The organism is Salsuginibacillus kocurii DSM 18087, assembly GCF_000377705.1.
In the GTDB taxonomy this organism is placed as follows: Bacteria; Bacillota; Bacilli; order Bacillales; family Marinococcaceae; genus Salsuginibacillus; species Salsuginibacillus kocurii.
The window spans coordinates 97,835-124,497 of record NZ_KB898628.1 but is presented as its reverse complement, the minus strand read 5'-3'; the positions used below and the strand labels follow the sequence as shown (position 1 = coordinate 124,497).

32 protein-coding genes, 1 tRNA gene and 2 riboswitches are annotated in these 26,663 nt (G+C 42.8%); of the genes, 6 read left to right on the top strand and 27 right to left on the bottom strand.

Features of this window, described 5'->3' with window-relative positions; all coding sequences use genetic code 11:
• Window positions 1-58: 58 nt before the first annotated feature.
• A riboswitch (glycine riboswitch) is annotated at window positions 59-160 on the bottom strand.
• 106 nt (window positions 161-266) lie between these two features.
• Both D469_RS0112850 and D469_RS0112845 read left to right on the top strand, forming a co-directional pair.
• Window positions 267-1,865: a DEAD/DEAH box helicase gene (locus D469_RS0112850; RefSeq protein WP_018923799.1), complete on the top strand. Its 1,599-nt coding sequence runs from the start codon at window positions 267-269 to the stop codon at window positions 1,863-1,865.
• A complete protein-coding gene (locus D469_RS0112845) occupies window positions 1,855-2,649 on the top strand; it encodes a YqhG family protein (protein WP_018923798.1) in 795 nt (264 codons plus the stop codon). The genes D469_RS0112850 and D469_RS0112845 overlap by 11 nt, the downstream gene beginning before the upstream one ends.
• Before the next feature lie 132 nt (window positions 2,650-2,781).
• Here D469_RS0112845 and D469_RS21700 read toward each other — a convergent pair whose 3' ends face one another.
• Entirely contained in the window at window positions 2,782-2,952 is a 171-nt protein-coding gene (locus D469_RS21700; protein WP_018923797.1) for a DUF2759 domain-containing protein, read from the bottom strand.
• Between the two features lie 288 nt (window positions 2,953-3,240).
• Here D469_RS21700 and D469_RS0112835 point away from each other — a divergent pair, with 288 nt between their 5' ends.
• Complete coding sequence (locus tag D469_RS0112835) at window positions 3,241-3,879, top strand: MBL fold metallo-hydrolase (RefSeq protein ID WP_018923796.1); 639 nt, start codon at window positions 3,241-3,243, stop codon at window positions 3,877-3,879.
• A 96-nt stretch (window positions 3,880-3,975) separates the two neighbouring features.
• Here the strand turns inward: D469_RS0112835 and D469_RS0112830 are convergent, their stop codons facing one another.
• The 10 genes from D469_RS0112830 to comGA form a co-directional block, all read right to left on the bottom strand.
• Window positions 3,976-4,212: a DUF2626 domain-containing protein gene (locus D469_RS0112830; protein WP_018923795.1), complete on the bottom strand. Its 237-nt coding sequence runs from the start codon at window positions 4,210-4,212 to the stop codon at window positions 3,976-3,978.
• 196 nt (window positions 4,213-4,408) lie between these two features.
• Window positions 4,409-4,609, bottom strand: a complete 201-nt coding sequence (locus D469_RS0112825; RefSeq protein ID WP_018923794.1) for a YqzE family protein — start codon at window positions 4,607-4,609, stop codon at window positions 4,409-4,411.
• Window positions 4,610-4,659: 50 nt separating this feature from the next.
• On the bottom strand, window positions 4,660-5,058 hold the full coding sequence (locus tag D469_RS0112820) for a hypothetical protein (RefSeq protein WP_156816992.1): 399 nt from the start codon (window positions 5,056-5,058) through the stop codon (window positions 4,660-4,662).
• A complete protein-coding gene (comGF, locus tag D469_RS0112815; RefSeq protein ID WP_018923792.1) occupies window positions 5,037-5,498 on the bottom strand; it encodes a competence type IV pilus minor pilin ComGF in 462 nt (153 codons plus the stop codon). Before comGF ends, D469_RS0112820 begins: the two co-directional genes overlap by 22 nt.
• Window positions 5,488-5,796, bottom strand: coding sequence for a prepilin-type N-terminal cleavage/methylation domain-containing protein (locus D469_RS22375; RefSeq protein WP_018923791.1), 309 nt, complete (start codon window positions 5,794-5,796; stop codon window positions 5,488-5,490). Before D469_RS22375 ends, comGF begins: the two co-directional genes overlap by 11 nt.
• Window positions 5,765-6,271 (bottom strand): competence type IV pilus minor pilin ComGD, encoded by a 507-nt coding sequence (gene comGD, locus D469_RS21235; RefSeq protein ID WP_169577119.1) that lies wholly within the window; start codon window positions 6,269-6,271, stop codon window positions 5,765-5,767. Before comGD ends, D469_RS22375 begins: the two co-directional genes overlap by 32 nt.
• Window positions 6,222-6,527, bottom strand: coding sequence for a competence type IV pilus major pilin ComGC (gene comGC, locus D469_RS0112800; protein ID WP_018923789.1), 306 nt, complete (start codon window positions 6,525-6,527; stop codon window positions 6,222-6,224). The genes comGD and comGC overlap by 50 nt, the downstream gene beginning before the upstream one ends.
• 144 nt (window positions 6,528-6,671) lie before the next feature.
• Entirely contained in the window at window positions 6,672-6,818 is a 147-nt protein-coding gene (locus D469_RS22105; RefSeq protein WP_018923788.1) for a hypothetical protein, read from the bottom strand.
• 22 nt (window positions 6,819-6,840) lie between these two features.
• A complete protein-coding gene (comGB, locus tag D469_RS0112790; protein WP_018923787.1) occupies window positions 6,841-7,872 on the bottom strand; it encodes a competence type IV pilus assembly protein ComGB in 1,032 nt (343 codons plus the stop codon).
• A 2-nt stretch (window positions 7,873-7,874) separates the two neighbouring features.
• Window positions 7,875-8,933, bottom strand: coding sequence for a competence type IV pilus ATPase ComGA (gene comGA, locus D469_RS0112785; protein ID WP_018923786.1), 1,059 nt, complete (start codon window positions 8,931-8,933; stop codon window positions 7,875-7,877).
• A 122-nt stretch (window positions 8,934-9,055) separates the two neighbouring features.
• Here comGA and D469_RS0112780 point away from each other — a divergent pair.
• Window positions 9,056-9,130: transfer RNA gene (locus tag D469_RS0112780), tRNA-Gln, on the top strand.
• Window positions 9,131-9,188: 58 nt separating this feature from the next.
• Here D469_RS0112780 and D469_RS0112775 read toward each other — a convergent pair.
• The 8 genes from D469_RS0112775 to D469_RS0112735 all read right to left on the bottom strand — a co-directional run bounded on the left by D469_RS0112775 (window position 9,189) and on the right by D469_RS0112735 (window position 16,413).
• Window positions 9,189-9,491 (bottom strand): MTH1187 family thiamine-binding protein, encoded by a 303-nt coding sequence (locus D469_RS0112775; protein WP_018923785.1) that lies wholly within the window; start codon window positions 9,489-9,491, stop codon window positions 9,189-9,191.
• Between the two features lie 37 nt (window positions 9,492-9,528).
• Window positions 9,529-10,179, bottom strand: a complete 651-nt coding sequence (locus D469_RS20305) for a hypothetical protein (protein WP_156816990.1) — start codon at window positions 10,177-10,179, stop codon at window positions 9,529-9,531.
• A 575-nt stretch (window positions 10,180-10,754) separates the two neighbouring features.
• Complete coding sequence (gene thiD, locus D469_RS0112765) at window positions 10,755-11,558, bottom strand: bifunctional hydroxymethylpyrimidine kinase/phosphomethylpyrimidine kinase (protein ID WP_018923783.1); 804 nt, start codon at window positions 11,556-11,558, stop codon at window positions 10,755-10,757.
• Window positions 11,559-11,642: 84 nt separating this feature from the next.
• On the bottom strand, window positions 11,643-12,755 hold the full coding sequence (gene thiO, locus D469_RS0112760; protein ID WP_018923782.1) for a glycine oxidase ThiO: 1,113 nt from the start codon (window positions 12,753-12,755) through the stop codon (window positions 11,643-11,645).
• An 18-nt stretch (window positions 12,756-12,773) separates the two neighbouring features.
• Window positions 12,774-13,568, bottom strand: coding sequence for a thiazole synthase (locus D469_RS0112755; protein ID WP_018923781.1), 795 nt, complete (start codon window positions 13,566-13,568; stop codon window positions 12,774-12,776).
• A gap of 4 nt (window positions 13,569-13,572) precedes the next feature.
• On the bottom strand, window positions 13,573-13,773 hold the full coding sequence (thiS, locus tag D469_RS0112750; protein WP_018923780.1) for a sulfur carrier protein ThiS: 201 nt from the start codon (window positions 13,771-13,773) through the stop codon (window positions 13,573-13,575).
• Window positions 13,774-14,406: a thiamine phosphate synthase gene (gene thiE, locus D469_RS0112745; protein ID WP_018923779.1), complete on the bottom strand. Its 633-nt coding sequence runs from the start codon at window positions 14,404-14,406 to the stop codon at window positions 13,774-13,776.
• 322 nt (window positions 14,407-14,728) lie between these two features.
• Window positions 14,729-14,841, bottom strand: a riboswitch (TPP riboswitch).
• A 144-nt stretch (window positions 14,842-14,985) separates the two neighbouring features.
• Window positions 14,986-16,413, bottom strand: a complete 1,428-nt coding sequence (locus D469_RS0112735) for a sigma 54-interacting transcriptional regulator (RefSeq protein ID WP_018923778.1) — start codon at window positions 16,411-16,413, stop codon at window positions 14,986-14,988.
• 215 nt (window positions 16,414-16,628) lie between these two features.
• Here D469_RS0112735 and D469_RS0112730 point away from each other — a divergent pair, with 215 nt between their 5' ends.
• Window positions 16,629-17,822 (top strand): ornithine--oxo-acid transaminase, encoded by a 1,194-nt coding sequence (locus tag D469_RS0112730; RefSeq protein ID WP_018923777.1) that lies wholly within the window; start codon window positions 16,629-16,631, stop codon window positions 17,820-17,822.
• 93 nt (window positions 17,823-17,915) lie between these two features.
• Here the strand turns inward: D469_RS0112730 and aspA are convergent, their stop codons facing one another.
• The 5 genes from aspA to D469_RS0112705 form a co-directional block, all read right to left on the bottom strand.
• Window positions 17,916-19,331 carry an aspartate ammonia-lyase gene (gene aspA, locus D469_RS0112725; RefSeq protein WP_018923776.1) on the bottom strand — a complete coding sequence of 472 codons (1,416 nt, stop codon included), beginning with the start codon at window positions 19,329-19,331 and terminating at the stop codon, window positions 17,916-17,918.
• A gap of 32 nt (window positions 19,332-19,363) precedes the next feature.
• A complete protein-coding gene (gene rocF, locus D469_RS0112720) occupies window positions 19,364-20,263 on the bottom strand; it encodes an arginase (protein ID WP_018923775.1) in 900 nt (299 codons plus the stop codon).
• Between the two features lie 72 nt (window positions 20,264-20,335).
• Complete coding sequence (locus tag D469_RS0112715; protein WP_018923774.1) at window positions 20,336-21,307, bottom strand: ROK family glucokinase; 972 nt, start codon at window positions 21,305-21,307, stop codon at window positions 20,336-20,338.
• Window positions 21,308-21,335: 28 nt separating this feature from the next.
• Window positions 21,336-21,533 (bottom strand): YqgQ family protein, encoded by a 198-nt coding sequence (locus D469_RS0112710; protein ID WP_018923773.1) that lies wholly within the window; start codon window positions 21,531-21,533, stop codon window positions 21,336-21,338.
• A gap of 18 nt (window positions 21,534-21,551) precedes the next feature.
• Window positions 21,552-22,043, bottom strand: coding sequence for a hypothetical protein (locus D469_RS0112705; protein WP_018923772.1), 492 nt, complete (start codon window positions 22,041-22,043; stop codon window positions 21,552-21,554).
• Window positions 22,044-22,163: 120 nt separating this feature from the next.
• Here D469_RS0112705 and D469_RS0112700 point away from each other — a divergent pair, with 120 nt between their 5' ends.
• On the top strand, window positions 22,164-22,991 hold the full coding sequence (locus D469_RS0112700; RefSeq protein WP_018923771.1) for a hypothetical protein: 828 nt from the start codon (window positions 22,164-22,166) through the stop codon (window positions 22,989-22,991).
• On the opposite strand, the gene D469_RS0112695 is transcribed toward D469_RS0112700, so the two are convergent.
• The 3 genes from D469_RS0112695 to D469_RS0112685 form a co-directional block, all read right to left on the bottom strand.
• On the bottom strand, window positions 22,957-24,513 hold the full coding sequence (locus D469_RS0112695; RefSeq protein ID WP_018923770.1) for a rhomboid family intramembrane serine protease: 1,557 nt from the start codon (window positions 24,511-24,513) through the stop codon (window positions 22,957-22,959). The two genes, D469_RS0112700 and D469_RS0112695, sit on opposite strands and share 35 nt — an antisense overlap.
• 4 nt (window positions 24,514-24,517) lie before the next feature.
• Entirely contained in the window at window positions 24,518-25,270 is a 753-nt protein-coding gene (locus D469_RS21230) for an HAD family hydrolase (RefSeq protein ID WP_018923769.1), read from the bottom strand.
• 426 nt (window positions 25,271-25,696) lie between these two features.
• Complete coding sequence (locus D469_RS0112685) at window positions 25,697-26,641, bottom strand: L-lactate dehydrogenase (protein WP_018923768.1); 945 nt, start codon at window positions 26,639-26,641, stop codon at window positions 25,697-25,699.
• Window positions 26,642-26,663 lie beyond the last annotated feature (22 nt).

Here is a 26,663-nt window from a genome sequence, read left to right as displayed (position 1 = left end):
AGAATGTCTTCGTGGGTGGTCTATGTTAATGAAAATTAACAGACACTCTCCAGAGCTGCGTCAAGCAAGAGTCTCTTTGCCTGAGAGATTCACATAAACATGAAGTTTAAGTTTGCTCCTTCGGCGCTGCTTCGTCAGCAGTCTCTCCCCTTGCTCTCATCCGCTGTATGTAATTCTAATGACTCGCACACAATATAACTAGAATCGCTTATAGTGTAGCACTTTTCATATTTTTATGACAATCCTTTTTGAAAGGAATGACTTTAATGTTTGTTGACATTCGCTTTTGTGAGGCTTGGCAGGAGCCTTTTTTTGATAAACCAGCTAACGAACCGAATGTTGCCAATTGGGAGATGTTCCAGTTAGCTTACGAAAGTGCGACCCACCAGGCTGTACCTTCTTTTAATGGGCTTCTTTCTCCTCGGCATCTGCCCTTTATGAAGTTTCATAATTACCAACTAGAAGCAGCACGACGCGTAGTTGAAGATATGAATGGGCAAGCAATATTAGCTGATGAAGTGGGATTAGGAAAAACAATTGAAGCAGGTCTTATTTTAAAAGAGTATTTGATTCGCGGGCTTGTTAAAAAAGTACTCATCTTAACCCCCGCGTCCCTTGTATCACAATGGACCCAAGAGCTATACCAAAACTTTCAAATTCCCGCAGTTGCTCAAAAAAAAGCATATTCCTGGGAGCAAGCTGACGTGCTGGTAGCATCACTTGACACGGCCAAACGTTCTCCCAATCGTGAAATTGTGCTTGACCAGTCCTATGATCTGGTTATTATTGACGAAGCCCACCGCTTAAAAAACGCGCAAACGAAAAACTATGCCTTCGTACAAGAGCTTTCAAAAAGCTATTGTCTGTTATTAACTGCTACACCGGTGCAAAATAAAATCGAAGAATTATTTTATCTGATCTCTATTTTAAAGCCTGGCCATCTTGGCCATATCTCTGATTTTAAAAATTTATATAAAGACCAAGAACAGCGTAAACAATTGCAAGGTTTGATTCGCCAAGTCATGATCAGAAACCGCAGAGCTGAAACTGACCTGGACTGGACCAACCGTCATGTGCGTAATCTGAAAGTAAGCTTTTCTCCGGCTGAACAAAAGCTTTATGACTTTATTGAGACATTAAGTCAGGAAGCAAACGAAGTGACAGGCCTCATGAAAACTACATTAAAACGCGAATTAACGAGCAGTAAGGAAGCGTTCTTTTTAACCATGAAAGAAATGCCGGTGACCGATGAGCAGCTTCGAACCGCCTTTTCCTATCTAGAAGAGTGCCAAATTAACTCCAAAGCAGAAAAGCTTCTTTCTTTACTCAAAAAACCTGAAGAGAAAGTAATTATTTTTACAGAGTACCGGGCTACCCAGCTGTATATTCAATGGTTTTTAAAACAGCATGGTATTGTCTCTGTGCCATTTCGAGGAGGATTTAAACGCAGCAAGAAAGAATGGATGCAGCGCTTGTTTGAAACCCGCATTCCGGTGATGGTCGCTACACAAGCAGGTGGAGAAGGCTTAAATCTTCAATTTTGCCATCGTATCGTCAATTTTGACCTGCCCTGGAACCCGATGAGAGTAGAACAGCGGATTGGTCGGGTGCACCGTATTGGGCAAACGCAAGACGTAGAAGTAGTGAACATGTACGTTGAAGGAACAATTGAAGAACATATCGTTTCCTTACTCTATTCAAAAATAGGCATGTTTGAGACGGTGATTGGCAAACTTGATGATATTCTCGAAAAACAACCCGTTCATTCCGTCGACCAATCCTTCAGATTAGCAATGGAACAGGTTCAATCTTTTTCTAAGCAGGTAAACCAGAGGAGCGAAGGAGGAAAGCGTTATGAAGCCTGAAGAAATCTATTCATTTATGCATCGCTTTTTCACAGCCGAAGGAGCGGATATTCAACGTAATGACGGCGTGCGAATCACAGCTAGACTAAATGAAAAGCTGGATAAAGCATTGATGAATCGTCCATTTTATTGGCAATATGTACGAGCTGCAGGCAATGAACCTGAACCGATGACCATTAACTGGACAACAGTTGAACCATATGATCATGAGGAATATATTTATTATGGTTCGCCGCGTCTGCACCAATTATTTAATTATGCAAAGGGAGAGGGGAAATACACAAAGCTGTATCAACAGCCAGCCTACCAAGCGGCATCTAGTTATCCGCTTGAACCATGGCTTTGCATGAACATTCTCCTTAGTAAATGCTGCGAAAAGCGGGAAGACACGATTTATTCGTTTGGCTTACAGTTAATCAGCGGAGAATTACGCAGTTCTTTTATGGATGAATTGAAAAATTACAGGTTTGCTGAATCGATTCCGGATTATGCTTTTACCCTTTCTCCGTTAATTCAGCTTGGCTCGGCTTATGAACGGATCCGGTCCTACCTCTTAACAGAATGCAAAGAAGCTAACCATGAATGGGCAGCCCATTCGAATCAAAGATTAGAAGAGGAACTTGAGCGGCTAAACAGCTTCTATGAAGCCGAAGAAGAAACAGCTGCATTTAGAGCGGAAAAAGAAGCTCTCATTCGTTTATTCAGCCCTTCCATCCAAGTACAAATTATCAACAGTGGGTTGTTTTATCTTCAACAAAAAAGAAGACACCCTCCTTTTACTTAAAAGGACAAGGTGTCTTTTACGTCTTTTTTTAAGAAAATACAGGAGCTGCTAAGTCAAACAGGTTAGACCTACTATTTCGAGTCAGGTTTACTACGAAAGTTGCCTAGAAGCAGACGATCGTATCTTTCCCCCCTAAACTTCCGGAGCCCCACTTATGAAAATGGTCATTACAGAAAAGAATCCAAAAACGAGCACAGAAAGAACAGCGAAGCCCGCTCCGAAAAAATTACGGCGCTTTGTTTCACGTACTACGGCAATTGCAGATAAAATAGCAACAAATAATAAAGTAACACCAAGAGCCACTATACTTCCTCCTTCCATATGTAAATCGAATAAAGGTGGACCTCAACAGACCTATCCCTATGATTGCACATCTAACTACTTTTTATTATACGGTAATTAAATTTGTTGAGATCACATAAATTTGACAATGGAGCGAAAAAAAATATAAATTAATTTCATACCTAATTTTACAAGCAATCATTTCATTTGTCGAGTTGAAAAAGCAGGTCACGGTTTATTTTACAGTTACATCTGTATTACAAAAACCTTCCAGCTCATGAAAAGGTATAAATAAGGAGGAAACGTACTATGCATTGGACACAGTTACCACTCGGACCTATCCAGACCAACGCTTATGTATTAGAAAATAACGACAAAGCCGCTATTATTTTTGACCCCGGCGGTGACGCTGCCTCATTAATTTCCTGGTTAACAGAACGAAACATAAAGCCTTTAGCCATCTTACTTACTCACGCGCACTTCGACCATATTGGAGCTGTTGATGAGGTGCGCGACCATTACGACATTCCTGTTTATGTGCATGAATTAGAAAAAGACTGGTTGGGCGACCCTGAGAAAAATGGATCAGGAAAACTATTAGCCAATATGCATATTACAACTCGTCCTGCTGACCATTACGTAAAAGAAGAAGGCACACTTTCAATCGGTGGCTTTTCCTTTACCGTCTATGAAACACCGGGTCATTCACCAGGCAGTGTGTCCTTCTATCATAAAGAAAGCGAAACAGTTTTTTCCGGTGATGTCCTCTTCTCAGGCGGGGTAGGCAGAACCGACCTTCTTGGCGGAGACATGGATACCCTTCTGTCGTCAATTCACAATAAAATATTAGAGCTCCCAGAAGAAACGCAAGTCGCAAGCGGACATGGACCAGTAACGACTGTAGCCAATGAAATGAACGCAAACCCATTTTTAAATGGCTTGTCATAACTCAACAGTTTAAACGGCAAAAAAGAAGCGCCCTCCCTAAAGTAGGAGAAAGCGCTTCTTTTTGTTCGCCTATGTAGCTTAGCGGAAATGTTCGTTTTACACCGTTGGCTCTAACAAGAACGTTGTATAGTACGTAAACCCAATCATGAAAACAGTGAGATAAGCACCAAAAATGTAAATGTACATACGCTCTGTTAATCCCATATAACCAACAGCTAAGAACCCTGCTGTTTGAGCAAAGAATAATAAAGACAATTGATAAAAGTCCCCAGCAAGAAACAGAACAGCAAAAATTCCGGTCCAAAATGCAATAACGCGGAACATACGATCCATAAGCGGCCCTCCTTATCTTTGAAGTTTTCGCATGCGAGAGCTCTCCTAGAGATTCTTCGCATGCACACCTACTTGCATTTATTATATACGACTATAAAAGGCTTTGTAAATGTTCCCGCTCTCAAGAAAGTGACAAAACTTATACATTTCGTGAACATAGACAGAAGTATTCATCGAGTTACTCAGAAGCAGCGCCTTATTTGGTTTTTCTGCTTTTTTCTTTTTTCACTTTCGGGCGCTTTTTGTTCCAACCGATTTTTAACGCCATCGGCACCATGCCAAACCAATGAAAAGACAAAGAATGCGGGCGTTCTTTTTGTTTAGTTTGTCGGGTTCGACCCTCCAGCCTTTCGACCATCTGGCGGACAAGATAAGTGATGAAGGAATTAGGCTCCACCGTGCATCACCCTTTATCTTTTTTTCTAGTGTCACCGAATCGCATTCCCATTATTCTTCCTCTTTTTCCTTATCTTCTTTTATACCTTCAGCCGTTTCTGTAGTAAATGCCTCTTTTTGTAACAAATAGCCATGCTGGGCCACCGCCCCTTCCTTTGTCTCAGCCACCCAGCGTACTATCATTTCTTCTTCCGAATACTCCCGGTGTTGAACTTCGACAGTACCTTGCTGAAATTCATACGTGAAGGTACTTTCTTTTTCCACGGCCGCTACCTCCTCCCACCATTTGCGCTCAGCCAGCGTTAACAAGGCCTGGGCAGAAAAGTGTTCATGCTGTGATTGCATAGATTCTTTTTCTAGCATAAATAATGACAATTGATGCAAACAGACAACACTAAGCAAAAAAGAAATCATAATGGCTATCGGTGTTACGGCACCTCTCTCACCCACTTCTCCACCTCCTCAGGCACCAACCATGTATATAAGGGAAGCTCATAACTCCCGCCATTTTGCAAATTGAGATGCACAACCGTTTGATTGGAGTGGCTCTCAATATTAAACTCATCCACACCTTGCAAAACAATTTCATGCCCTGACTGGTCAACACGGCGGATCAACTGATTATTACTCTGGCTATAAGTAACTACCTTCCCACTGCCAAGAATAAGCGCTACATGCTCATGTTCTTCTTCAATTCGTACAGCGGATTTAGCTTCTTGCGTTAAGCGCTGTGAAAAAAGGATCAGTTCTTGTTCATTTGAAGCATACGAAGCCGTTGCTGACTGAAGGAGATAGATAAAATAAACGAGCAGTGGAACAATTGTAAAAAAAACCAGACTGGCAATTATCGTTTCCAGCAAAGTAAATCCCGATTCGTCTTTAGTTTTCATAATACTCACATCGCTTTTTCGCTTGATTGTTATCAGCCAGCCAATGTACACACCATTGCCTGCTAGCCTTATTGTGGCTGAGTTCATAGTCAAAGGATAAGGGAGAAGGCTTCTCTCCCTCATGAAGGATAGCTTGAACGTGTGCTTGCAGGTACAGTAACACTTCTCTTTCTTCTTTTACTGCCATTCTTTCCTCATACGTCGCTACTAGTACCGGCACCATTACTGTTGCGATAAAACTAACAAGAAATAAACCGGTAAGAACTTCAATTAACGTAAGTCCCGTCTGGTTTCTCAATATAAAACCTCCCTTGCCCAAGTAAGACAACTAATCGATACCTGCCTTCTTCGCTATAAAAACCTACACTCCCGGCATAACGGACATTCCCATTCATGTTATAACGGACCGCCGCTTCATGTAGGCTTCCCTGCCTAATATCAATATGGTCTGGGGCTTCTCGCTCAACGAAGGTAGAACCTTGTTTAACGACACGATAAGCATTGCCATATGGAAAAAATTCAACATGTACAGGGACACGGTAAGTAATTGCTTTTTGCTGAGCAAAGAGAATATCTTGTTGCAATTGTTCAAAAAACTGGCCGGTTGTAAGCCCTTTATTGTATGGAGAAATAGTAAACAAAGGAATGAGAAGAATGATAGAGAAAAGCAGTAAAACGATGATCATTTCCAGGAGAGTATGGCCGTTCTGATTATTCCTACTTCTATTCATCACGTTCGATTGATCCATTTGAAATTGTAAGCGGTGTTCCATCAGGACAAGTCGTGCGATCAACGTAATCACCATCAACTAAATCATCAAGAGATGAAACCTCTTCTCCTGTTTCTATCTCATACGCTCCTAATTGAGCCTGCAATAAATCTATAGTAGCATCACATCCGGTAGAATGAGCTACTGAACTATTTGTAACCATATTGGGCACAGCAACCAACAACAGCACAGAGATAATAAGAAGGACGATAACCATTTCTATTAACGTAAAACCTCTATCATTCTTAGTCAATTTCATATGCATTCTCCTTTATGTTTGGCCCCGTAAGAGCCTTTTTTTATTTACAACTTTTTGGGAAAGTGATTGAACTGAAACAGTCACCAATCACCGCTTTTAACTTCAGCAAAATGGAATTCGTTTAATATGCAGCATGAACAAAACTTACTCTTTATCAGAAAGCTGATAACTGTATATCCATTTTAAAAGGCCTACCGTGTCTTCATGTTGATGCTCTTCAAGTTGTTTGATTCTATCTTCGAGATATAGCAAATACTCCATTACATGGTGATCAGGTGAAGTGTTATCCATACGCTCCTCCTATTAATAATATTTACTCGAGAGCTGATATCAGTTGAAACACTGGAAGAAATACTGAAAGAAATAATAGTAAAATCAACCCCCCAACCAGGCAAAAGAGAAGGGGCTGAATAATCATCAAGAGCGCTTGCATGCGCTCGTGGATACGGTCCCATAAGTGTTCACTATAGTAAATAAGATCCTTGCTTAAAGACCCGCTCTGCTGCCCATGTCTAATAATTGCTGGTAGTTCCGGCCGATATATTTTTCCAGAATTCATCGTATCACTAAAGCTTTCGCCTGCTATAAGCTGAGCAGAGATCCGTTCTGCTTCAGTTTGAAAAAAAAGTAAATCTGCTTGCTTAGTAAATACTTGTATCACATCATTAATAGACAATCCACTACGAAGCAAGCGTCCAAAGTGATAACTAAAATAATAAGTGATCACTAACTGGACCATATATGAGAGTCCTGGAACTTTTTGAAGACCTTGAACTTGGCGCCTCGGTGTTAAATGCCTAAAGACACGAATATAAAAGAAAGCTAGCACCAGCAAAATCATTGCTGCTACACCAACTAAAAAAGGGATGGAGTCAGCAATGCTTAAAACAACACGCGTGATTAAAGGAAAATCTGTATCGAGTGATTGAAAGAGGAGTTGAAATTGGGGCAGTACATAAAAAACCATGAAGGAAAATAAAAGAAGAAATAACCAGAGTAAAAGAAGCGGATAACGCAGCAACCTTGAGATATTCTGACGAAACTGTTCTCGCTTTTGATACATTTCACCAGCCCCAGCTAAGCCTTCTGCAATATTACCTTCCTGTTCAGCGAAATAAATATAGGCTTGAATTTCGCCAGGCAGTTGAAATGCACAAAGACTTTCATATAGGCTTGTCCCATTCTTTAATTGCTCAATCCACTTATTAAGAGCAGTAGCTGTGGGGCCGCTATGTTCATGCTTTAATAATTGAGCAGCTTCTTGCAACGGGTACCCTTGTTCCATCAACCTGCCTGTTTTTCTTAATATATCTGCTTTGTGTAAGGCTTTCATCCGTTTTCTCACGCTTAATCGCCCTCCCACTCATGATAGGAGCGTTCATGCAGATAACCAAGTGCAATTCCTTTTTTTATTTGCTTGCCCAATTGTCCTCTTCGAAGCTGACTAGAGCCATGCGTCATTTCTTGGGAAGCTTTAAGCACTTCTGAGCGGTCTAAAATATCATATATCGCTTTACGGCCTTGTCTTTCATAGTTCGGGCAATAAAGCGAGCATTCGTCTTCACACCACGGACACGTTAATGGAATCAACCGTTGAGAAATAACTGCTTGCAATGTCTCTTGAATATCCGATTCTAAAACGCCAAATTCGCGAAGCCGATAGAGCGCGCCACGCGCTGTACTCGTATGCATCGTACTAAATACGAGATGACCTGTTAACGCTGCCCTTACAGCAAGTGCTGCTGTTTCTGGGTCCCGAATTTCACCAACCATTAAAGCGTCAGGATCATGACGAAGAGCAGCTTTTAAGGCATGCTGGTACGTAAGCCCAGCCAGTTCATTAACTGACATCTGCGTGAACGAAGCCGTTTGTTTTTCAACAGGATCTTCAACTGTTATCACTTGTCGGTCGCTTAATGTCAAATAGCGCTTGAGCAAGGCATACATGGTGGTCGTTTTGCCTGAACCTGTAGGGCCGGTGGCAACAATTAATCCTTGGGGATAGTGCAGCAACCGTTCAAGCCGTTTTGTGTCAGCGATAAATAAGGGTAAGTCTTGAAGGAGATCAATCTCTTCGTGAGGGAGGAGACGTATGACGAGTCTTTCAAAGAAAGGGGTAGGGAGTGTGGACAGACGAAGATGAAACAACGTATCATCAATACGCATTTGCAACGCACCGTGCTGGGGCCTGCGGTATTCCCCGATGTCCATGCCGGCTTTAAATTTAAGATGGGAGATGATTTTAGTGGCTTGGGTTTTTAAAAGGGTTTGAATGCGGTGGAGTTTGCCATTAATGCGCATGGAGAGGACTACATCAGTGGGACGGGGATGGAAATGGATGTCGCTGGCCTTCGCGTGAAGTGCTTGGCGCAAGATGTCGTGCGTTATGTGTTCCAAGCTTTTCAATGCATCACCTGCTTTCTTTATCTAGGGTTATGCAATTATTCGACCCCTCTGCTAAAATTCCCTTCTTTTTTTAAAATAAATGTATATAAATTTTCTCTTTTTGGCATCATAGAAAATAGCAATGGGATGTAGCCAAGCGGTAAGGCAGCGGACTTTGACTCCGTTATGCGCAGGTTCGAATCCTGCCATCCCAGCCAACATAAAAACAAAGGGCTTTCTTCTTTAGAAGAGAGCCCTTTGTTTTTAATTGTTCGTTTATTGATGTTTTTTGTCTCTAACCGCTTGTTTTTTACCTTCAATCGATTCCACCGTGTCGCGGCGGTCATCGATACGTATATTGGTAGCCACGCGGTTAGCTCCATTTGAAAAAGGAACATGATGAAGTTCTTCAATGATCTGGAATAAATCATGCAGGTCCCCTTCAATAATGGTACTCATTGAGGTTAATTCATATTTCACTTTATCGTCGTATTGGTCTAACACTTCATGGACCCGGGCTACTTCATCGCTCATACTTTCTTGTCCCACCGGAACAATTGTGACATCTGCAATAGCCATGAGTAATCCTCCTAAACATATGATGATGTGTTTTCATTTATGGTGTTCCCGTCCCTTGTCCTCCTGAAACCTCCCCTGCTTCAACAAACCGTTCAATCACCCAGGAAACATTTTCTTCATCCTGCCCTGCAAAGGATGGGGAGAAAAAGCGAGCATCCTCGCTTTCCAGGCCGTCATGCTCCACCCACGTATGCAAATAACTCACACTGGCCGACTCAGCAGATCCTGTAATGGTCATATTTATGTGTCCTTCGTTTCCGTATGTTACGTTTTCTTCAAGTTCATTAGGGAATGAAAAGATAATCCCATTTTCTACTTCTTCTCCTTCGGTTTCATAGATCACGTCTTCCCCATCAAATAATTGTAAGGAAGCCTCTTCAATCTCTTCAGACAAGAGCGGTTGTTCATCCTCATCTATTACAGAAATGCCAATGTAATCCTCGCCTACTAATCCTTCTTCAGGCGTCTCCCTCCACTCCCAGGATACGTCTAGTTGCTGGGTCGAGTTTTCCTCTAACTGAGCTTCTAACTCTACATGTTCATAAAGGTCTTCATTACTTATTACGTCTGACTGCTGCAAATAAAACCATCCACCAAAAAACATAAAAGCCATTAAGAAGATCGGCAAAATAACGACCAGTTTATTTCCATTAAACAACCCTTTCACCTCGCCTATAGTATCACTCACTTCTAACAATTCAAACGCTGGATTATACCGCCGTTTAAATCATCTTAAATTTTTCCCGGTATGTAAAGCAAAGTGAATGAAAAACCTTTTTGAAAACGTTTCAAACGTGGCTGTTCACATCAACCTAGAAAAAACTAAAGGGGACGACTCCAGCCGCTGACTTCTCCACGAAGATCGAGCTTGCGCAAGCTCATCAACCCCTTTATACAGATTATAGTATAAAGATAAACCATTTCTTAAACGATAAACAGTTTTTCAGCAACCCCGAATACAACGACTAAAGACCCCGCAGGACGGGGGTTCCGAGGAGATGCAAGCGTTGTCCGCGAAAAAGAAGACATGGCGAGGTCAAACGAAGTGAAGACCAAGCCGCTGGCGTCCTTGGGCCTATGGTGAAAACGTCCACCTGTAGCTGTAAAGGGTTTGTGGATGTTGGCTAAAATGAAAAACTCTGTTAAAGGGGCTGCTGAGACTTATGGATCCCGGGGCTGACAAGATAATTACCTTATTTTCCTTCAGCACCACACAATAAGCTTACTCAACAACTTCGTTTAACAGAGTTTATAACGTCAACATTAATCCTGATATAACCGATACGCAGCATGGTCCGTAGGCCCGATGCCTGTACCGATATTTAACGAATGGACGATCGCTTTCGTAATATAAGCTTTGGCAGTAGCAACAGCCTCTTCTGTTGTATTACCTTTTGCCAATTCTGCAGCCAGACAAGCTGCAAAAGTACAGCCAGTGCCATGAGTATGTGTAGTCTCTACACGGCCAACACGAAATTCTTTCACTGTTTCCCCATCGCACCACATATCAGTAGACTCTTCCCCTTCTAAGTGTCCACCTTTAAGCACAATATGTTCTGGCCCGAGCTCCCTAAGGGCAAATGCTGCTTCTTTCATATCTTTTTTATCCCGTATTTCTGCTCCTTCTAAAAGCTTTGATGCCTCCGGAACATTCGGTGTCAGCATATACGCGTGAGGCAGGAGCTTTTGCTTTAAAGCTTCCACGGCTTCACTTTGCAATAACTCAGACCCGCCTTTAGCAATCATAACCGGGTCAACCACCACATGTTCAAGCTCATATCGATGAAAGTATGAAGCAATTAATTCAATGAGCTCAGCTGAAAAGAGCATCCCCGTTTTAATTGCCTCAGGGCGTAAATCATCCAACACAGCTTGGAGCTGAGCTTCAACACAATTTGTCGTTTGAGGAAAAACCCCATGCACACCTTGTGTGTTCTGAGCCGTTAAAGCAGTGATTACACTCATGCCAAACACTTCTCGTTCTTGAAACGTTTTTAAATCTGCCTGAATACCAGCGCCACCACCACTGTCCGAACCTGCGATCGTTAATGCTTTTTTTATCGCCACAATTCATGCTCCCTTCGACTATTTTCCACTTCCCTATTTTTAAAAGCTTATATACCTGTCAAATCTATTCCCCGTGGAACGGCCCTATCTTGTAAAGCGTTCAGGTTGAAAAGCGTCCAAGGCTAGCCGATCTTCTTTTTGTTCAATCCGGTCCGCTATAATCTGTGCCGTAATTGGACTGAGTAAAATCCCATTACGATAATGACCAGTGGCAAACAAAATATGAGGATAATCCCTTAGACTGCCTAAGAACGGAAACCCATCTTGTGTTGCTGGTCGCAGGCCGGCCCATTCATGAAAAGGAGTTTCTGCTTCAAGAAATGGGAAAACATTTGGATTCCAATTCGTTAAACGATCAATTCCTTCTTGCGTTACGTCGGTATTAAATCCGGCCAAGTCTTCAGATGCTCCGTTTACAAGCGTTCCATTATCTTTGGGAACGAAGTAACCCTGCGGAGAAAACACGATATGAGATACAGGGTGTGTTGGCGTTTCATAAGCACAAATTTGACCACGTACTGGAAATACCGGCAAGCGAAGACCAAACACCTCTTCCATTTCTTTCGCCCAGGCTCCAGAACAAATAACTAATTGATCTGCTTCCACCTGCTCGCCACTCTCAGTGAGTAAACGGACCGTATTCTGCCACTCGTTTACTGTTACAGAACCTAACTTGTCTTTCAGTACAACCCCTGTATTTTTACAAGCATCTTCTAACGCTGCCACATAATCTGGGGTATAGACATGGCTCTCTTCCGGATAATACATCGCCGCCTGCACGTTTTTAGAAAGCGCTGGCTCAAGTTTGGCCAACTCTTCTCCTTCTACAATACGAGCATCGACGTTAAAGTCTCCTTGCCAGCGTTTCCGGCTTTCCAGCGACAATCGGTCTGCTTCATGATATACAATATGAAGACTTCCACTGTTGCTGTATTCAAATTCAAGCTTCGTATGAGCCCGCACCGTTTCAACCCAACTTGGATAAAAGCGTAAACTTTCCATTGCGAGCACAAAAAAATCATCCGGATCTTCTTCAATTTCTGAAAAAGGGGCTAGCATGCCGGCCGCCGCTCCTGTTGCTGCTCCGCCAAAAGCGCTTTTTTCCAACACTGTTACCTCAAATCCTCTTACCCTGCACTCTAAAGCAGTGGACAGGCCGACGATGCCCCCGCCAATAATTACAATTTGCTTTGTCATTTCCTACTCCTTATGAGATCAGCTATTATTTGGCTTTGAAACGAGCGAATCATATCCGCTTGAAGCTGTGGCATAGCGTTTTTTAGGAATTCGTCCGGCCAAAAACGAGTTGCGCCCTGCTTCCAACGCCTGTTTCATAGCAAGGGCCATCAGCTCAGGATCTTTAGCTTTTGCAATCGGTGTATTCATTAAGACGCCATCTACTCCTAATTCCATTACTTCCGTTACATCTTTTGCAGAGCCAAGACCTGCATCCACAATGATCGGCACAGTTGCTTCTTCGACGATGAGCGAGAGATTATAAGGGTTTAATACTCCAAGTCCAGTTCCGATTGGGGCAGCTCCCGGCATAACCGCATGTGCACCTGCTTCTTCCAGGCGTTTGCACAATATAGGGTCATCGGACGTATATGGGAGTACTGTGAACCCTTCGTTAGCCAGTGTTTCGGTCGCTTTTAACGTTTCAATCGGGTCCGGAAGCAACGTTCTTTCGTTTACACTTACTTCAATTTTAATCCAATCACTTAAACCAGAAGCTTTCGACAAACGAGCAATTCGAATAGCTTCTTCCGCCGAATTAGCACCGGACGTATTGGGGAGGTACTGAAAACTCTTTTGTTTCACATGCTGTAGAATTGCATCTTCATCAGGCGCTTCTAGGTTCACGCGGCGAATAGCAAACGTAAGAACATCTGCTGCACTGGCATCAATGGCCGCTTGTTGGACAAACGGATTTGGGTACCGGCCCGTTCCAAGGAATAAGCGGGAAGTTAATGTTTTATCGCCAATCTTTAGTACATCTTTATTTGTCATCTCATCAACCTCCCCCAACAAAGTGAACGAGTTCAATTTGTGTCCCTTCTGACAGCTTCTGGTCTGCCCACTCGCTTCTGTCAATGATGACACCATCTACTTCAGTAGCCACCATGCGATTTTCAAGGCCATAATGCTTCACTACGTCGTATAACGTGCTAACATTATGAAGTTGTTCTTGTTCTCCGTTAATCCAAAGCTGCATCTAGGCCCCTCCTTTTTCAGTTAACTTTTGCACGAAATGCTGGCAGACACCTTTCACATCGTTGCTGCCTACAATTTCACTAACTACACAAACACGTGTCGCTCCCGCTTCAAGAACCTCGTCGACGTTTTGGAGCTTAATGCCTCCAATGGCCACGAACGGGATGGACACGGAATTAGCGATTTCTTGAATATAACCAGTTGTGACCGGGTCAACAACATCTGATTTTGTGTTTGTCGGAAAAACAGGCCCCGCGCCAATATAATCCGCTCCATGCGCTTCTGCTTCCTTTGCTTCTTCGACTGCATGGGTAGAAATGCCGATTAATTTATTCGGTCCGACAATACGCCGGGCTTCTTGTAGCGGCAGGTCGTCCTGACCTAAATGGATCCCATCCGCATCAACTGCTAAAGCTACATCGATGTGGTCATTCACAATAAATGTGACACCATGCGCTTCTGTCAGCTCGCGCAGCATATATGCTTTTTCAAGTACCTCTTTTTTGGAGCTTGTCTTATCACGAAGTTGGATAATATCAGCTCCTCCTTCACATACCTCTGTCATCACTTCTTTTAAAGATCGGTTAGGATGAAATTCTTCTCCGGTAATAGCATATAAGCTAAACTCTTTCATGTGTACCTGCTCCTTTTTATATTCTTAATGCATTCAGGATCCGCATGTAACCCTACTATATTAAAGGCGCGCCACCTTAGAAGATTTTTAATAAATGGCTTTGTTAAATGTTGCTGTGGATTTTCACTAAAGACGCTCGCTTGCCTCAGGCATTGCTTGTGCTTCCTCGGGAAAACCACCCTGAGGGATCATTGGCTAATGCTCTTCCCGAAAGCGTCTCGCGCTTTGAACTACAAACAACATCATTCTAAACTATCAACATTTGCCTTTAAGAGAGTCAAAAATAAAAACGCCACCTCAGGAGAGATGACGGAGCATACGTAAGCAACTGATCCGACTTCCCTCCGCTGGTTTTAACCAGTTCAGGTTCTTGGGGTAAAAGGACACACACCTTTTTCTCAGCTCGCTCCAAGGCAAGCACCCCCAGTCGTTTCCCTTATCCAGTTAACTCTATTATGACATAATTTTGTCCTGCGAAAAAGGTTTCAGCTTGCTTCTCTATTACAAAAAGGTGTTCATCCATAAGGAACTCTCCTTACTAGCAAATGTTCAGCCACCCTATCATCCACTTATGGTTTGTCATGTAGAGTTCAAATTTAATTTTCTCAGCCGATACTGCAAACTTTGCCTGCTTAATCCCAGGGCTTCGGCCGTTTTGGAAACATTCCCGTTATATTGGTTTAACGCATGTTTTACATAGTTTCTTTCTTGTTCATACAAAACGGTTTTTAATGGCAGAATTTCTTCTTCATAATTTACTGGGCTCACGATTGCTTCTTCATTTTCATTTTCTATCTCTTCTTTTTCAAGTTCAGGAAGAATTCTTATTTTAAAGTGACCAGGTAAATGCTCAACCTTTAAAACCTTTTCTCCAGCATCCATAAAATTCAGTCCGCCTTCAATGATATGTTCAAGCTCACGCACATTACCCGGCCAGTCATAGGCCTTCAAGTATGTTAAAACCCCGGTAGAGACGTCTGTTACGCCCAAACGAAACAACTGATTGTATTTTGTAATAAAAAATGAAATAAGTTCATCAATATCTTCTTTTCGTTCCCGCAATGGAGGAACAAACAAAGAAACAACACTCAAACGGTAAAATAAGTCTTTTCTAAGTCTCCCTTCATTAACAGCTTCTACAGGATCCTGGTTCATGGTAGCAATGATGCGGACATCTACTTCTTTTTCTTTCGTATCTCCGACTCGGCGAACTCTTTTTTCTTGAATCGCCCGCAATAACTTGGCTTGTAAAGGTGTATTTAAAGAGTTAATTTCATCTAGCAGCAGTGTCCCTCCATTAGCCTGTTCAAATAAACCAGCCTGTTCTTTCGCTCCGGTAAACGCTCCGCTTTTGGTTCCAAATAAAAGACTTTCTAGCAATTGATCGGGAATAGCAGCACAATTTTGAGCTACAAACGGCGCAGCTGAACGTTCACTGCCGGTATGAATACTTTGAGCAAATATTTCTTTTCCCGTTCCCGTCTCGCCGACAATTAACACCGACGAACTTGTGCGCGTCGCTCGTTTGGCGTCTTGAATAACTTCCTGAAGCGCTTTAGATTCGCCAATCAAATGATCAAACGTAAATGAGGTACGAGCACGCTTTTGCATATGTTCTTGAATTAAATTCTCTAATTGAGTGACATCCCGGGCCAACTCAATAGCGCCTACTATATTCCCCTGCTCGCTGCGTACAGGAAACGTATCATTAATAGTTGCAATCTTGTCACCATATTGATTCTTATATGTCTGGCGGCGTCCGACCGTCTGCTTCCCTTTGGTCAACGCTTCATATAAGGTACTTTCTTCACTTTCCATGAAAGAGAAAAGCTCATAAATTGGTTTTTCCAACACATCTTCTGGCTTCATCCCTTCAATCTCAGCCATTTTCGTATTGTAATAAATGGTTTGTGCTCGGTCATCAATGATATGAACACCAGTATCGATATGTTGAATAAGGGCATCTGTCATATGTTTTAACAAGTTTTCGTCTTTTGAGGATACCACTTGCAGTCACCTCCTGGCTGCATATCTAGTATACCTTGCTCTCTTCAATTTGAAAAATAAATTTGCATATACGGAGCAAATTTATTTTGCTCCGCTTAACTTTTTTTACAAATAATAAAAGGAGGAAATGGCAATGCTGACTCACGAGGATGATGGATTGGCACATTTTTTGCATAATTACATAGCGGAGCCAATAGTGAAAGGGGTAAAAAGAGATGGTGAATACGAGTACTCATATCACACTTCATGATGAATATGGAGCGAAGAATTATCACCCACTGCCTGTAGTTCTCGCTAAAGGCGAAGGTGCGTGGGTCGAAGACGTCGACGGAAAGCAATATTTAGATATGCTTAGCAGCTATTCTGCTGTGAACCAGGGCCACCGCCACCCTAAGTTAATAGACGCATTGAAACAGCAAGCAGATCGGATCACGTTAACCTCCAGAGCCTTTCATAACGACCAGCTAGGACCATTTTACGAAAAGCTCTCAAATCTTACTGGCAAAGAAAAGATACTTCCTATGAATACAGGAGCCGAGGCCGTTGAAACAGCTGTCAAAGCAGCCAGGCGTTGGGCTTATCGGGAAAAAGGAGTGCAGCAAGAACAAGCTGAAATTATTGTGTGTGAAGATAACTTTCACGGAAGGACGCTGACCGCTGTTTCCATGTCTTCGAATGAGAAATACCAGGACGGGTTTGGCCCGCTCCTGCCTGGTATTGTTGTCATTCCGTACGGAGACATAGACGCTCTAAAACAAGCGATTACCAAAAACACGGCCGCCTTCCTCTTTGAACCTATTCAAGGTGAAGCAGGTATAAACGTTCCTCCAGAAGGCTTTTTGAAAACAGCGAAACAAGTATGTGAAAAGGAGAATGTACTCTATATAGCCGATGAAATTCAGTGCGGGCTCGGCCGGTCAGGCAAACCTTTTGCCTGTGATTGGGAAAACGTCTCTCCAGATATGTATATTTTAGGCAAAGCTTTGGGCGGCGGAGTTTTCCCAATCTCCGCAATTGCAAGTGATGCTAAAATTATGGATGTGTTTGAGCCAGGTTCGCATGGGTCTACCTTTGGTGGGAATCCACTTGCTTGTGCAGTCGCCTCAACAGCCCTGGACGTCCTGGAGAAAGAAGATCTATGGACACGGTCGCAAAAGCTTGGGAATTGGGTACAATCAGAACTACAAACTATAAACAGTTCCATTATCAAAGAAATTCGCGGCAAAGGGCTGTTTATTGGAATTGAACTTACTAAGGCAGCCCGCCCCTACTGTGAACAATTAAAAAACCGTGGGCTTTTGTGTAAAGAAACACACGAAAATGTGCTTCGCCTGGCACCCCCTCTTATTATTTCGGAAAGCGACTTAGAGTGGGCACTGTCCGAAATCAAAGATGTTTTGGCTGATTGAAACATCAAAAGGATGGTCTTGTTTAAGCAAATGAAAAAAGACAGCTGCTAAATTAGGCAGCTGTCTTTTCTATCCTACATAGTCGGACACTACTTATTGATACATAAAATGAGCCCCAGCAATGCCTGGGTTTGTCATTTCTTTTGCATCCAAGATTTCATTTAGTTCCTTTTTGGAAAGAATGCCGCGCTCTAAGCAAATCTCGCGCACTGAGCGTCCCGTCTGCAGAGCCTCTTTCGCAATGCGAGAAGCCGTTTCATAACCAACATGAGGATTAATAGCGGTTATGATGCCGACACTGCCTTCCACTAGTTCGCGACACCTTTCTACATTTGCAGTAAGACCTTCAACCGCATAAGATTTGAAGACCTCTAACCCATTTTGCAGTACAGATAAAGATTGAAGCAGGTTAAAGACAAGCACGGGCTCCATTACATTCAATTCCAGCTGTCCTGCTTCTGATGCCATGGAAATTGTGTGGTCATTACCGATAACCTGAAAAGAAATTTGGTTAATTACTTCACACATTACGGGATTTACTTTCCCTGGCATAATCGAAGACCCTGGCTGTCTAGCCGGCAGATTGATCTCATTGAATCCAGTTCGCGGTCCCGAACTCATTAAGCGCAGGTCATTTGAGATTTTGGAAAGGTTAATCGCAAGCACCTTCAATGAAGCTGATAATTCTGTATATGAATCCGTGTTTTGCGTTGCATCAACAAGATGATTGGAATGATAAAATGGAAAACCTGTTAAATCAGCCAAATGATTGGTCACTGTTTCAATATATTGCGGATGAGCATTTAACCCAGTACCAACGGCTGTTGCTCCCATATTGATTTCATATAAATGTTCCAATGACTGCTCGACCCGTTTTAAATCCCGTGTTAAGACGCGCTTATACGCCCCCATCTCCTGGCCAAGCCGAATGGGGACCGCGTCCTGCAAATGCGTGCGCCCCATTTTTAGTACATCGTCAAACTCTCGCTCTTTTTCTTCAAACGCCTTAACCGTTTCTCCTAATGCTTTTTTTAGACCTTGAGCCAGGTGCAAACAGGCAATATGGATAGCAGTCGGAAATGTATCATTCGTAGATTGCGCCATATTCACATGGCTGTTTGGACTTAACCTCTTGTAATCTCCTTTAGCCCCACCCAACTTTTCAATCGCGCGATTAGCGATGACTTCATTCGCATTCATATTAAAGGAAGTACCTGCTCCGCCTTGAATAGAATCCACGATAAATTCATCGTCAAAATCACCATTTGTCACTTCTTCAGCTGCTTCTATGATCGCTTCGGCCAAATCAGGCTGAAGCCCTCCAACATCGCGGTTGGATAAAGCAGCAGCATGCTTCACATATCCAAACGCTCGAATCAGCTCTTTATGTGGCGGATAGCCGGTTATCGGAAAATTTTCTTGTGCACGAACCGTTTGAATGCCGTAGTAAGCATCCTTTGGTACCTCTTTTTCTCCGATATAGTCACGTTCTGTGCGATAAGCGCTCATTAATGCTTTCCCTTCCTTCTCTCAAACATTCATTATTTTAATTTTTCCCCGAAAAGGGAGCCTATAAGGGCCACCGCCGCTTCAGCCGTTTTATTCTTTTCATCGAGTATAGGATTTACTTCCACAAACTCAGCCGAAGTCAATATGTCCGCTTCTGCAAGCATTTCCATAGCCAAATGACTTTCACGGTAGCTAAGACCTCCTACGACCGGTGTCCCCACCCCTGGGGCATCGATTGGGTCCAATCCATCCAGGTCAAGGCTAAGATGAACCCCGTCACAAGTTGTACTTAATGTATCAATGGCTTCCTGCATAACACTTGCCATCCCGCGCCGGTCAACTTCATGCATTGTAAGTACTTTCATACCTGTTTTTTCAATGTATTCTTTCTCACCCTCGTCCAAGGCGCGGGCGCCAATGATTACCACATGTTCTGGATTGATTTTTGGCTCATCGCCTCCGATCGAAGTGAGCTTAGGGTGGCCATGGCCAAGACCCACCGCGAGCGGCATGCCATGAATATTGCCTGACGGCGATGTTTCTGCTGTATTTAAATCTCCATGTGCATCATACCAAATAACACCCATATTTTTAAATTGCGAAGAGGCCCCAGCAAGCGTACCAATGGATATACTGTGATCGCCTCCTAAGATAAGCGGAAAATGTGAACGAGACAATATGTCTTTCACATATTCGGCAAGCGATTGGCTGATAGCTGCCACCTCAGGCAGATGTTTAAGGTTGCTGGTCGATTCTGTTTTTATCCTATCCTTTTCCACTCTTAACTCGCCCAGGTCTTCCACATTATAGCCTATCGCTTCGAGACGCTCCACTGCGCCTGCATATCTCATTGCACTAGGGCCCATATCCACGCCTCTGCGATTTTGGCCTAGATCCATTGGCACACCAAGTAAAGAAAGATTTTGCTTCATTCGTTTTCCCCTTCCTCTAGCTTGTTATTAGAGCTGTTCGCCTATCTTTTATGCAAGAAAAGTGCCAACTATTTATTCTATTTGATCTGCAGGAAGCCTATCGAGTCGTTTAACTGCTAGCCAAGAACCTCCATTCACCCCGGCCTCATTGCCTAACTCAGCAAATGCAATCTCTGCACTGGCACCGGCCTCTGGAAGTACAAACTGTTCGAACGCCTTCCTAACTGGTTGCAGCAATGTATCACCAGCAGCTGACATCCCGCCGCCAATAATTATCTTTTCTGGATTTAACACGGTCGCCATATTCGCAATGGCATATCCAAGATAATACCCGGCATCATCTATTAACTTCTGAGCAAATTGGTCACCATGGTCTGCTGCATGATATATATCTGCGGCTGATATAGTATCAATTTGATGTAAGGAAGATTCTTTATGCTCATGCAGCTGTTCGGTTGCTACCCCTACTAGACCAGTAGCTGACGCATAAGACTCTAAACAGCCGTATCCACCACATTCACACTTTCTTCCTCCCGGTACCACATTGACATGGCCAAATTCCCCAGCCGTTCCAGCTTTCCCGCTTAAAATATCCCCGTGCACAACTAAGCCGGCTCCTACGCCGGTTCCCAAGGTTATACATACCGCATTCTCTGCACCTTTCCCAGCTCCGCGCCAAACTTCTCCCGCAGTAGCTAAATTAGCATCATTGTTAACAAAAACCGGGCGGTCCAGTGCTTGATTAAACGCTGTGGCAGCCGGGTAATCTCTCCATTTGATGTTTACTGCAAATTTCACCACACCATCGGCAGGTCGAACAAAGCCTGGGACTCCCACTCCGGCCCCGATAAATTTTTCTTTATCCAGTTCTAGTGTGTCTATTTTTTCATATATGGATTCTGCTACTTGCTGAGGGATGTGTACCCCGGTGTCACTCAAGTCTGTCGGTATATTCCAAACCTCGATCCGTTCTCCGAGAATAGTAAATAACCCGAGTTTAACGCTTGTCCCTCCCACATCTATTCCTGCAACGTATGTAGTCACTAAACCCAACTCCCTCTTAAGTATTCGATTAAAACAAAGGCTTTTCTTTACGAGCTTTTTGTATAATAACACGAGCTTTAAGGTAAGTCTCCTGGTCCAAAAGCCCGTAGTTCTTTAATTCTTCTAATTCTAGTTCCATGAGGTCTGAATCAACGTTTTTATCCTTTGTATACACAAATGTTCCATATGTTTTTAATAATTCTCGTACATCTCGCATGGTTTCCATTTACAACACCCGTTTTTATTATATCAATTTTAAGACTATCGTCACAACGAGAATTCCAAACGGAATCAACGGTGCGGTCCGAAAAGAAAATCCACTGACAAGCAGACGGTTCATGCCCAGCATGCCAAGAATAAAAAATAAAGTCATATAACCGCTTACTAATAAATAGCCAAAACCTTCCCCAAAGATATGCAGTGATTTTGCTCCCAAGAAAAAGGAGGCCACAAACAATAATACCCACATTGGCTGCGTTTCTCTTCTAAACAACCCTTGAATTGGCTGATATGTCATCAAACCCAGGACTACCATTAATAAAACAGCTAAACTCCAACCAATTTCGAGAACAATAGGAACATACAGCACTTCCCACGTGTGAACAATCACCCGTCCTACATAAGCACCAACAAGCGTTATAAACCAGATCATGAAAGCCAGCCGGTTAGGAGACCATGTTTTCTGCAAGATGATAAAACATCCCAAAACAAAAGCAAAGCTTGCGGGGTCAAGCATGTTCACACCTCCTTAATCGTTACTATATGCTTGACCAGATAAAAAACATGCTCAAAAGGTATAGTAGAACCGGTTTTTCCACAATTTAAATAGAAACGACAGGTTGATGGAGGTAAAAGCATGAGATGGATATGTTTCACTCTAGCCATTATAGTTTTCATATGTATGGACCAAGAACAAGCGTTCAGCAAAAGTTCAAATGATCCGTTAAGCCTTAAAATAGACACCGAACTTGAATTAGCAAAAGTAGAAAATGAATATGAATATCAGCTTGTCACCCAAGCTTCCACCGAGACAAAAGCAAAGATGTATGAACAATCCAGCCTAACGCTTGTGTTCGAGAATAGTCATTTATCTTTTTTTCTTGAAGCTTGGGAACCGGACACAGATAAGCTTAAAAAATTAAAAACAACAACACATGAAGGAAGCCGACGCTTCGATGCGTGGACAAAACACCAGCTTAAAACAAAGAATTTAGAACGGGCAACCGCAATCTCTTCTGCCCAATTGTATACAACGAATTCCCCTCATACGAACATACATGCTTTTACTCAACCCAAAAATGACCGTGAGCGGAAAGGGCGGTATGTGCTCGACCACGTGTTTCAGCAGCAGCTTCTTCATGAAGCCAAACAGTTGCGGCTTGCCTTTGACATTCCTAAAGACATACCTGCTATTAGTTGGAACCATCTTAACGAATGGATGGAGAGCGGACCAAAACAGTTATCTGACAGAGAAGCTAAGCAAGTAGTTACGACAAGCTGGCACATGTACCGAGACCATATTCTCGAAGGGGTGAAGCGCGAGGATGGAACTCTTACAACGCCAATCGGCAGCTCAATGCCTATTATTGTCTTAGATGAAGAAGACTTGCATTTATTATTAATGCTAGAAGACGGCACCCCATACAAACTTACTCATCCATGGAGTTTTGAAGGTGCTGCTTAAGCCTTTCATACTCTTCTTGTTCTTGAATGGCTATTGCTTCATTAACATAAGTTGAGGCTTCTTCTTTATCACCCAATTCAACATACACCAGTGCTAAATTATAATATGCTTCATGAAAATCAGCTCGTTGTTCCAAGGCGTCAAAGTAACTTTCTCGAGCTTCTTCGAACATGGCGAGCTGAGCTTCTGCGTTTCCCTGGAGAAAATAAGCTTCGGCACTATCTTCCCCTTCCTCTATTGCAGAGGTAATTAATTCGTAAGCCTCTTCGTACTGTCCCTCCTCTAATAGCTCCTGACTGATTTGCAGTTGAATCATCCCAGCCATTTCACCGTCTTCGGTCTGTAGCCCAAATATAAACAAGCCAATAGCCCCCACTCCTGTTAAAAGCAGGATCACCGGCTGACGCCATTTCAATCCATGTTTTGGCAAATGCACGGCCGCTGAAGCAAGAAACCCTCCTACTAAACCGCCAATATGCGCCCCGTTATCTACCATAGGCACCATAAAGCCAAAAGCAAGGTTTATAACCAGGATCACGATTACACTTAGCCCCATTGTACGAAAAAATAGCTTTCGATGAATGCTTCCAAAATATAAAAGCGCTCCAAAACAACCAAATATAGCACCTGAAGCTCCAGCTGAAATTTGATCATTAAACGCAAAGCTTGCTATTGAACCTATAAGGCCAGCTAAAATGTAGATCAAAATAAAACGAGTAGTGCCAAAAATTCGCTCCACAGCTCCACCTAAGTAGAATAAGGCAAGCGAATTCATAAAAAAATGAAGAAACCCGATATGCAAAAACATAGCCGATCCTAACCGCCACCATTCTCCCTCTATAATTGCTGGGTTGTATTTCGCGCCAAATTCAATCAGCGTTAACACACTGGTCGTATCATCAACCGTTTCCATATACATAAAAATTAAGGCAATTATAATTAGGAGCGTTGTCGTAAATAAAGGCTTTCCGAACAAAAAAAACTCTCGGTCTTTTTCAGTTGCCTGTTTGTGTTTATCTTTCACCTCTTGGCGCAGGCGGGCTGTGTCCTCTTCGTGCCATGTAAACCCCTCCGGATAAAACCTCTTTTCGCACTTAGCTGAAGCTACAAAGTCTTTTACTTCATCGAGCGTGTGCCAGCGGTTTGGAATTGCCGGGAGCAGGTAACTTTTAATAGGCGTTTGACCTGCTGTTCTATCTTGCTCCAACAGAGGACCCGCCTCGTCTACAGGCGGGTAGCTCGTGACATAAACATTATACAAATCTGGTTTTCGCAGCGGCATTTGTTTACGGATTTGCCGAAATTTAACCGGCATGCTATCCAAGTCTTTCTGTAGCTCCCTGCTCCAAATGACATCCATTTTCACAATCCGAAAAAGAGCAGGGTCATCTTTATCTTCCCGTTCAAGCCACACCTGCTTATTATCTTTACTAATATTAACAATTCTCATATCACATGTTATAGCAAGATGGTAAACAAGCTGCCAATACATATGGTTTTGGCGCATGATTTCTTCATCCATCTTCTCACCTCGCTTTTGAATCCAGAGTCACAATTAGCTCGATCGCTTCTTTAAACGACGATGCCTGGCCGACCGGTTGGTGTTCAGTAGTGGGCAGTTGAGCACTCGTATTGAGATAAAGGGCGTCCCAGCCTGCTTCTATGGCCCCGACAATATCCAATTCCCAGGCATCTCCCACAAATAATGCTTCATTTGCTTCCACCCTTAAGTGCTCTGCTACTTGTTGAAAAATGGTTCTCTCCGGCTTGGCCGTTCCCATTTCCCCAGAAATAAATAAAGATTTTTGGGAGATATAGGAAGACAGATTGAGCGCTTCAAATTTTTTAAGCTGCGTAGTCGAACGACCATTTGTTATTATTCCTAATTGAAATCCATGCTTTTCCAACTGTTCCAAACCTTCATACAAACCTTCGTAAGGCACACCATAAAAGGGAACGTTTTTTTCATATTCTTCATGAAACCTATCAGCTGAATGAAGGTCGTTCGGTAACTCATATGTTTCCATTGTTTGTTTATATCTCTCTCTTCGGTAAGTTTCCCGGCTCCATTCGCCACTTTCTTTTTTGTCCCATAACTCATCACTGAAATATTTAAACGTGCCTACTACAGAGTCAAGCTTAATATGAGAGACATTCAATCCTTTATTACGCCATTCATGCAGTTTTTTATCAAAAAGCATTCGTACAGTACGAATAAAAGCTGTATCATGTGAATGCAGCGTATTGTCTAAATCGAAGCAAATCGTTTTCCAGCGCATGCATCTACCTCCTGAAGCTAGTATAGCAAGCTTTAAGCAAAGTGGCGATTGCTTCGCATATATGCCATTCTTAAATTCTGATGTACTTTTCCCGCTATAAGGCAATTTTATGTTAAAGATAGTAGCAGTCAACTTTTTTATACATTAAAAGAGCGAACCGAGACTACTCGGTTCGCAACTCAAACCTTTGCTGAATGCGTCGCAAAATCAAAGTGCGCAGCCATGGAATTTGAAGCATCGGTTTTAGCAAGAAACGCATGAAAAACCTATAGAGACTTTTTCGGTCTGTTAGGTACCACACTAATGCGAGCAAGACAATAATTAAGGAAGTACCTGTTGTGTACCATAATTGATTATTCATATCCATCACCATTACGTAGTGTGAGCCAGTCTGTGGCTATTTATGCGCAACGATTGAAAGTGGCACTAAAGCGCCTGAGTTATATTTTTCATTACATTAACGGAATGTTTAAATTTTGTTTCTTCTTGAGAGGATAAAGGAAGTTCAACCACTTCGCGGACACCGTCACCATTAACTATGGCAGGAACACCAATATACACATTGTCTTCACCATATTCCTGCTGTAAAAGTACAGAAACGGTAAGCACTGCATTCTCGTCCTGGAGTATAGCTTGCGTTAAGCGAACGAGCCCCATAGCAATTCCATAATACGTAGCTTGTTTACGTTCAATAATATCGTAAGCTGCTTCACGTGCCTGGACAAATAATTGCTCAAGGTCCTCCCAATTGGCATAATGGTTCTCATCCTTCACATAATCCGAAATAAATCGGCCGCCTATGGCTGCATGACTCCAAACGGGTAGAGCCGTATCTCCGTGTTCTCCCACGATTGAAGCATGAACGTTTCGAGCATCCACTTGAAAGTAGTCACTTAACAAATAGCGCAATCTGGCGGTGTCTAGAATTGTACCAGAGCCAATTACACGTCCGGGTTCCAGACCAGACATGCGCCAAGTAGCAAAAGATAACACATCGACAGGGTTTGTAGCTACAAGAATGATGCCGTCAAACCCAACATTCATTACGTCTTGCACTATAGATTCAAAAATGGCAACATTTTTTTCCACTAAATCTAAACGTGTTTCTCCAGGTCCTTGATTGGCGCCAGCTGTAATGATGACAATATCGGCCTGCTCCGTATCCGCATAAGTCCCGGCCCAAATAGTCATTGGCCTCGTAAAAGGCACGCCATGATTTAAGTCCATCGCTTCTCCCTCAGCTTTTTGCTGATTGAGGTCAATTAACACAAGTTCATCTGCTACTCCCTGATTAAGAGCCGCATAGGCAAAGCTAGAACCTACAAAACCAGCGCCGATTACCGCTACACGGGTTGTCTTTTTCCACGACATAATCCATTCTCCTCTACAGCCA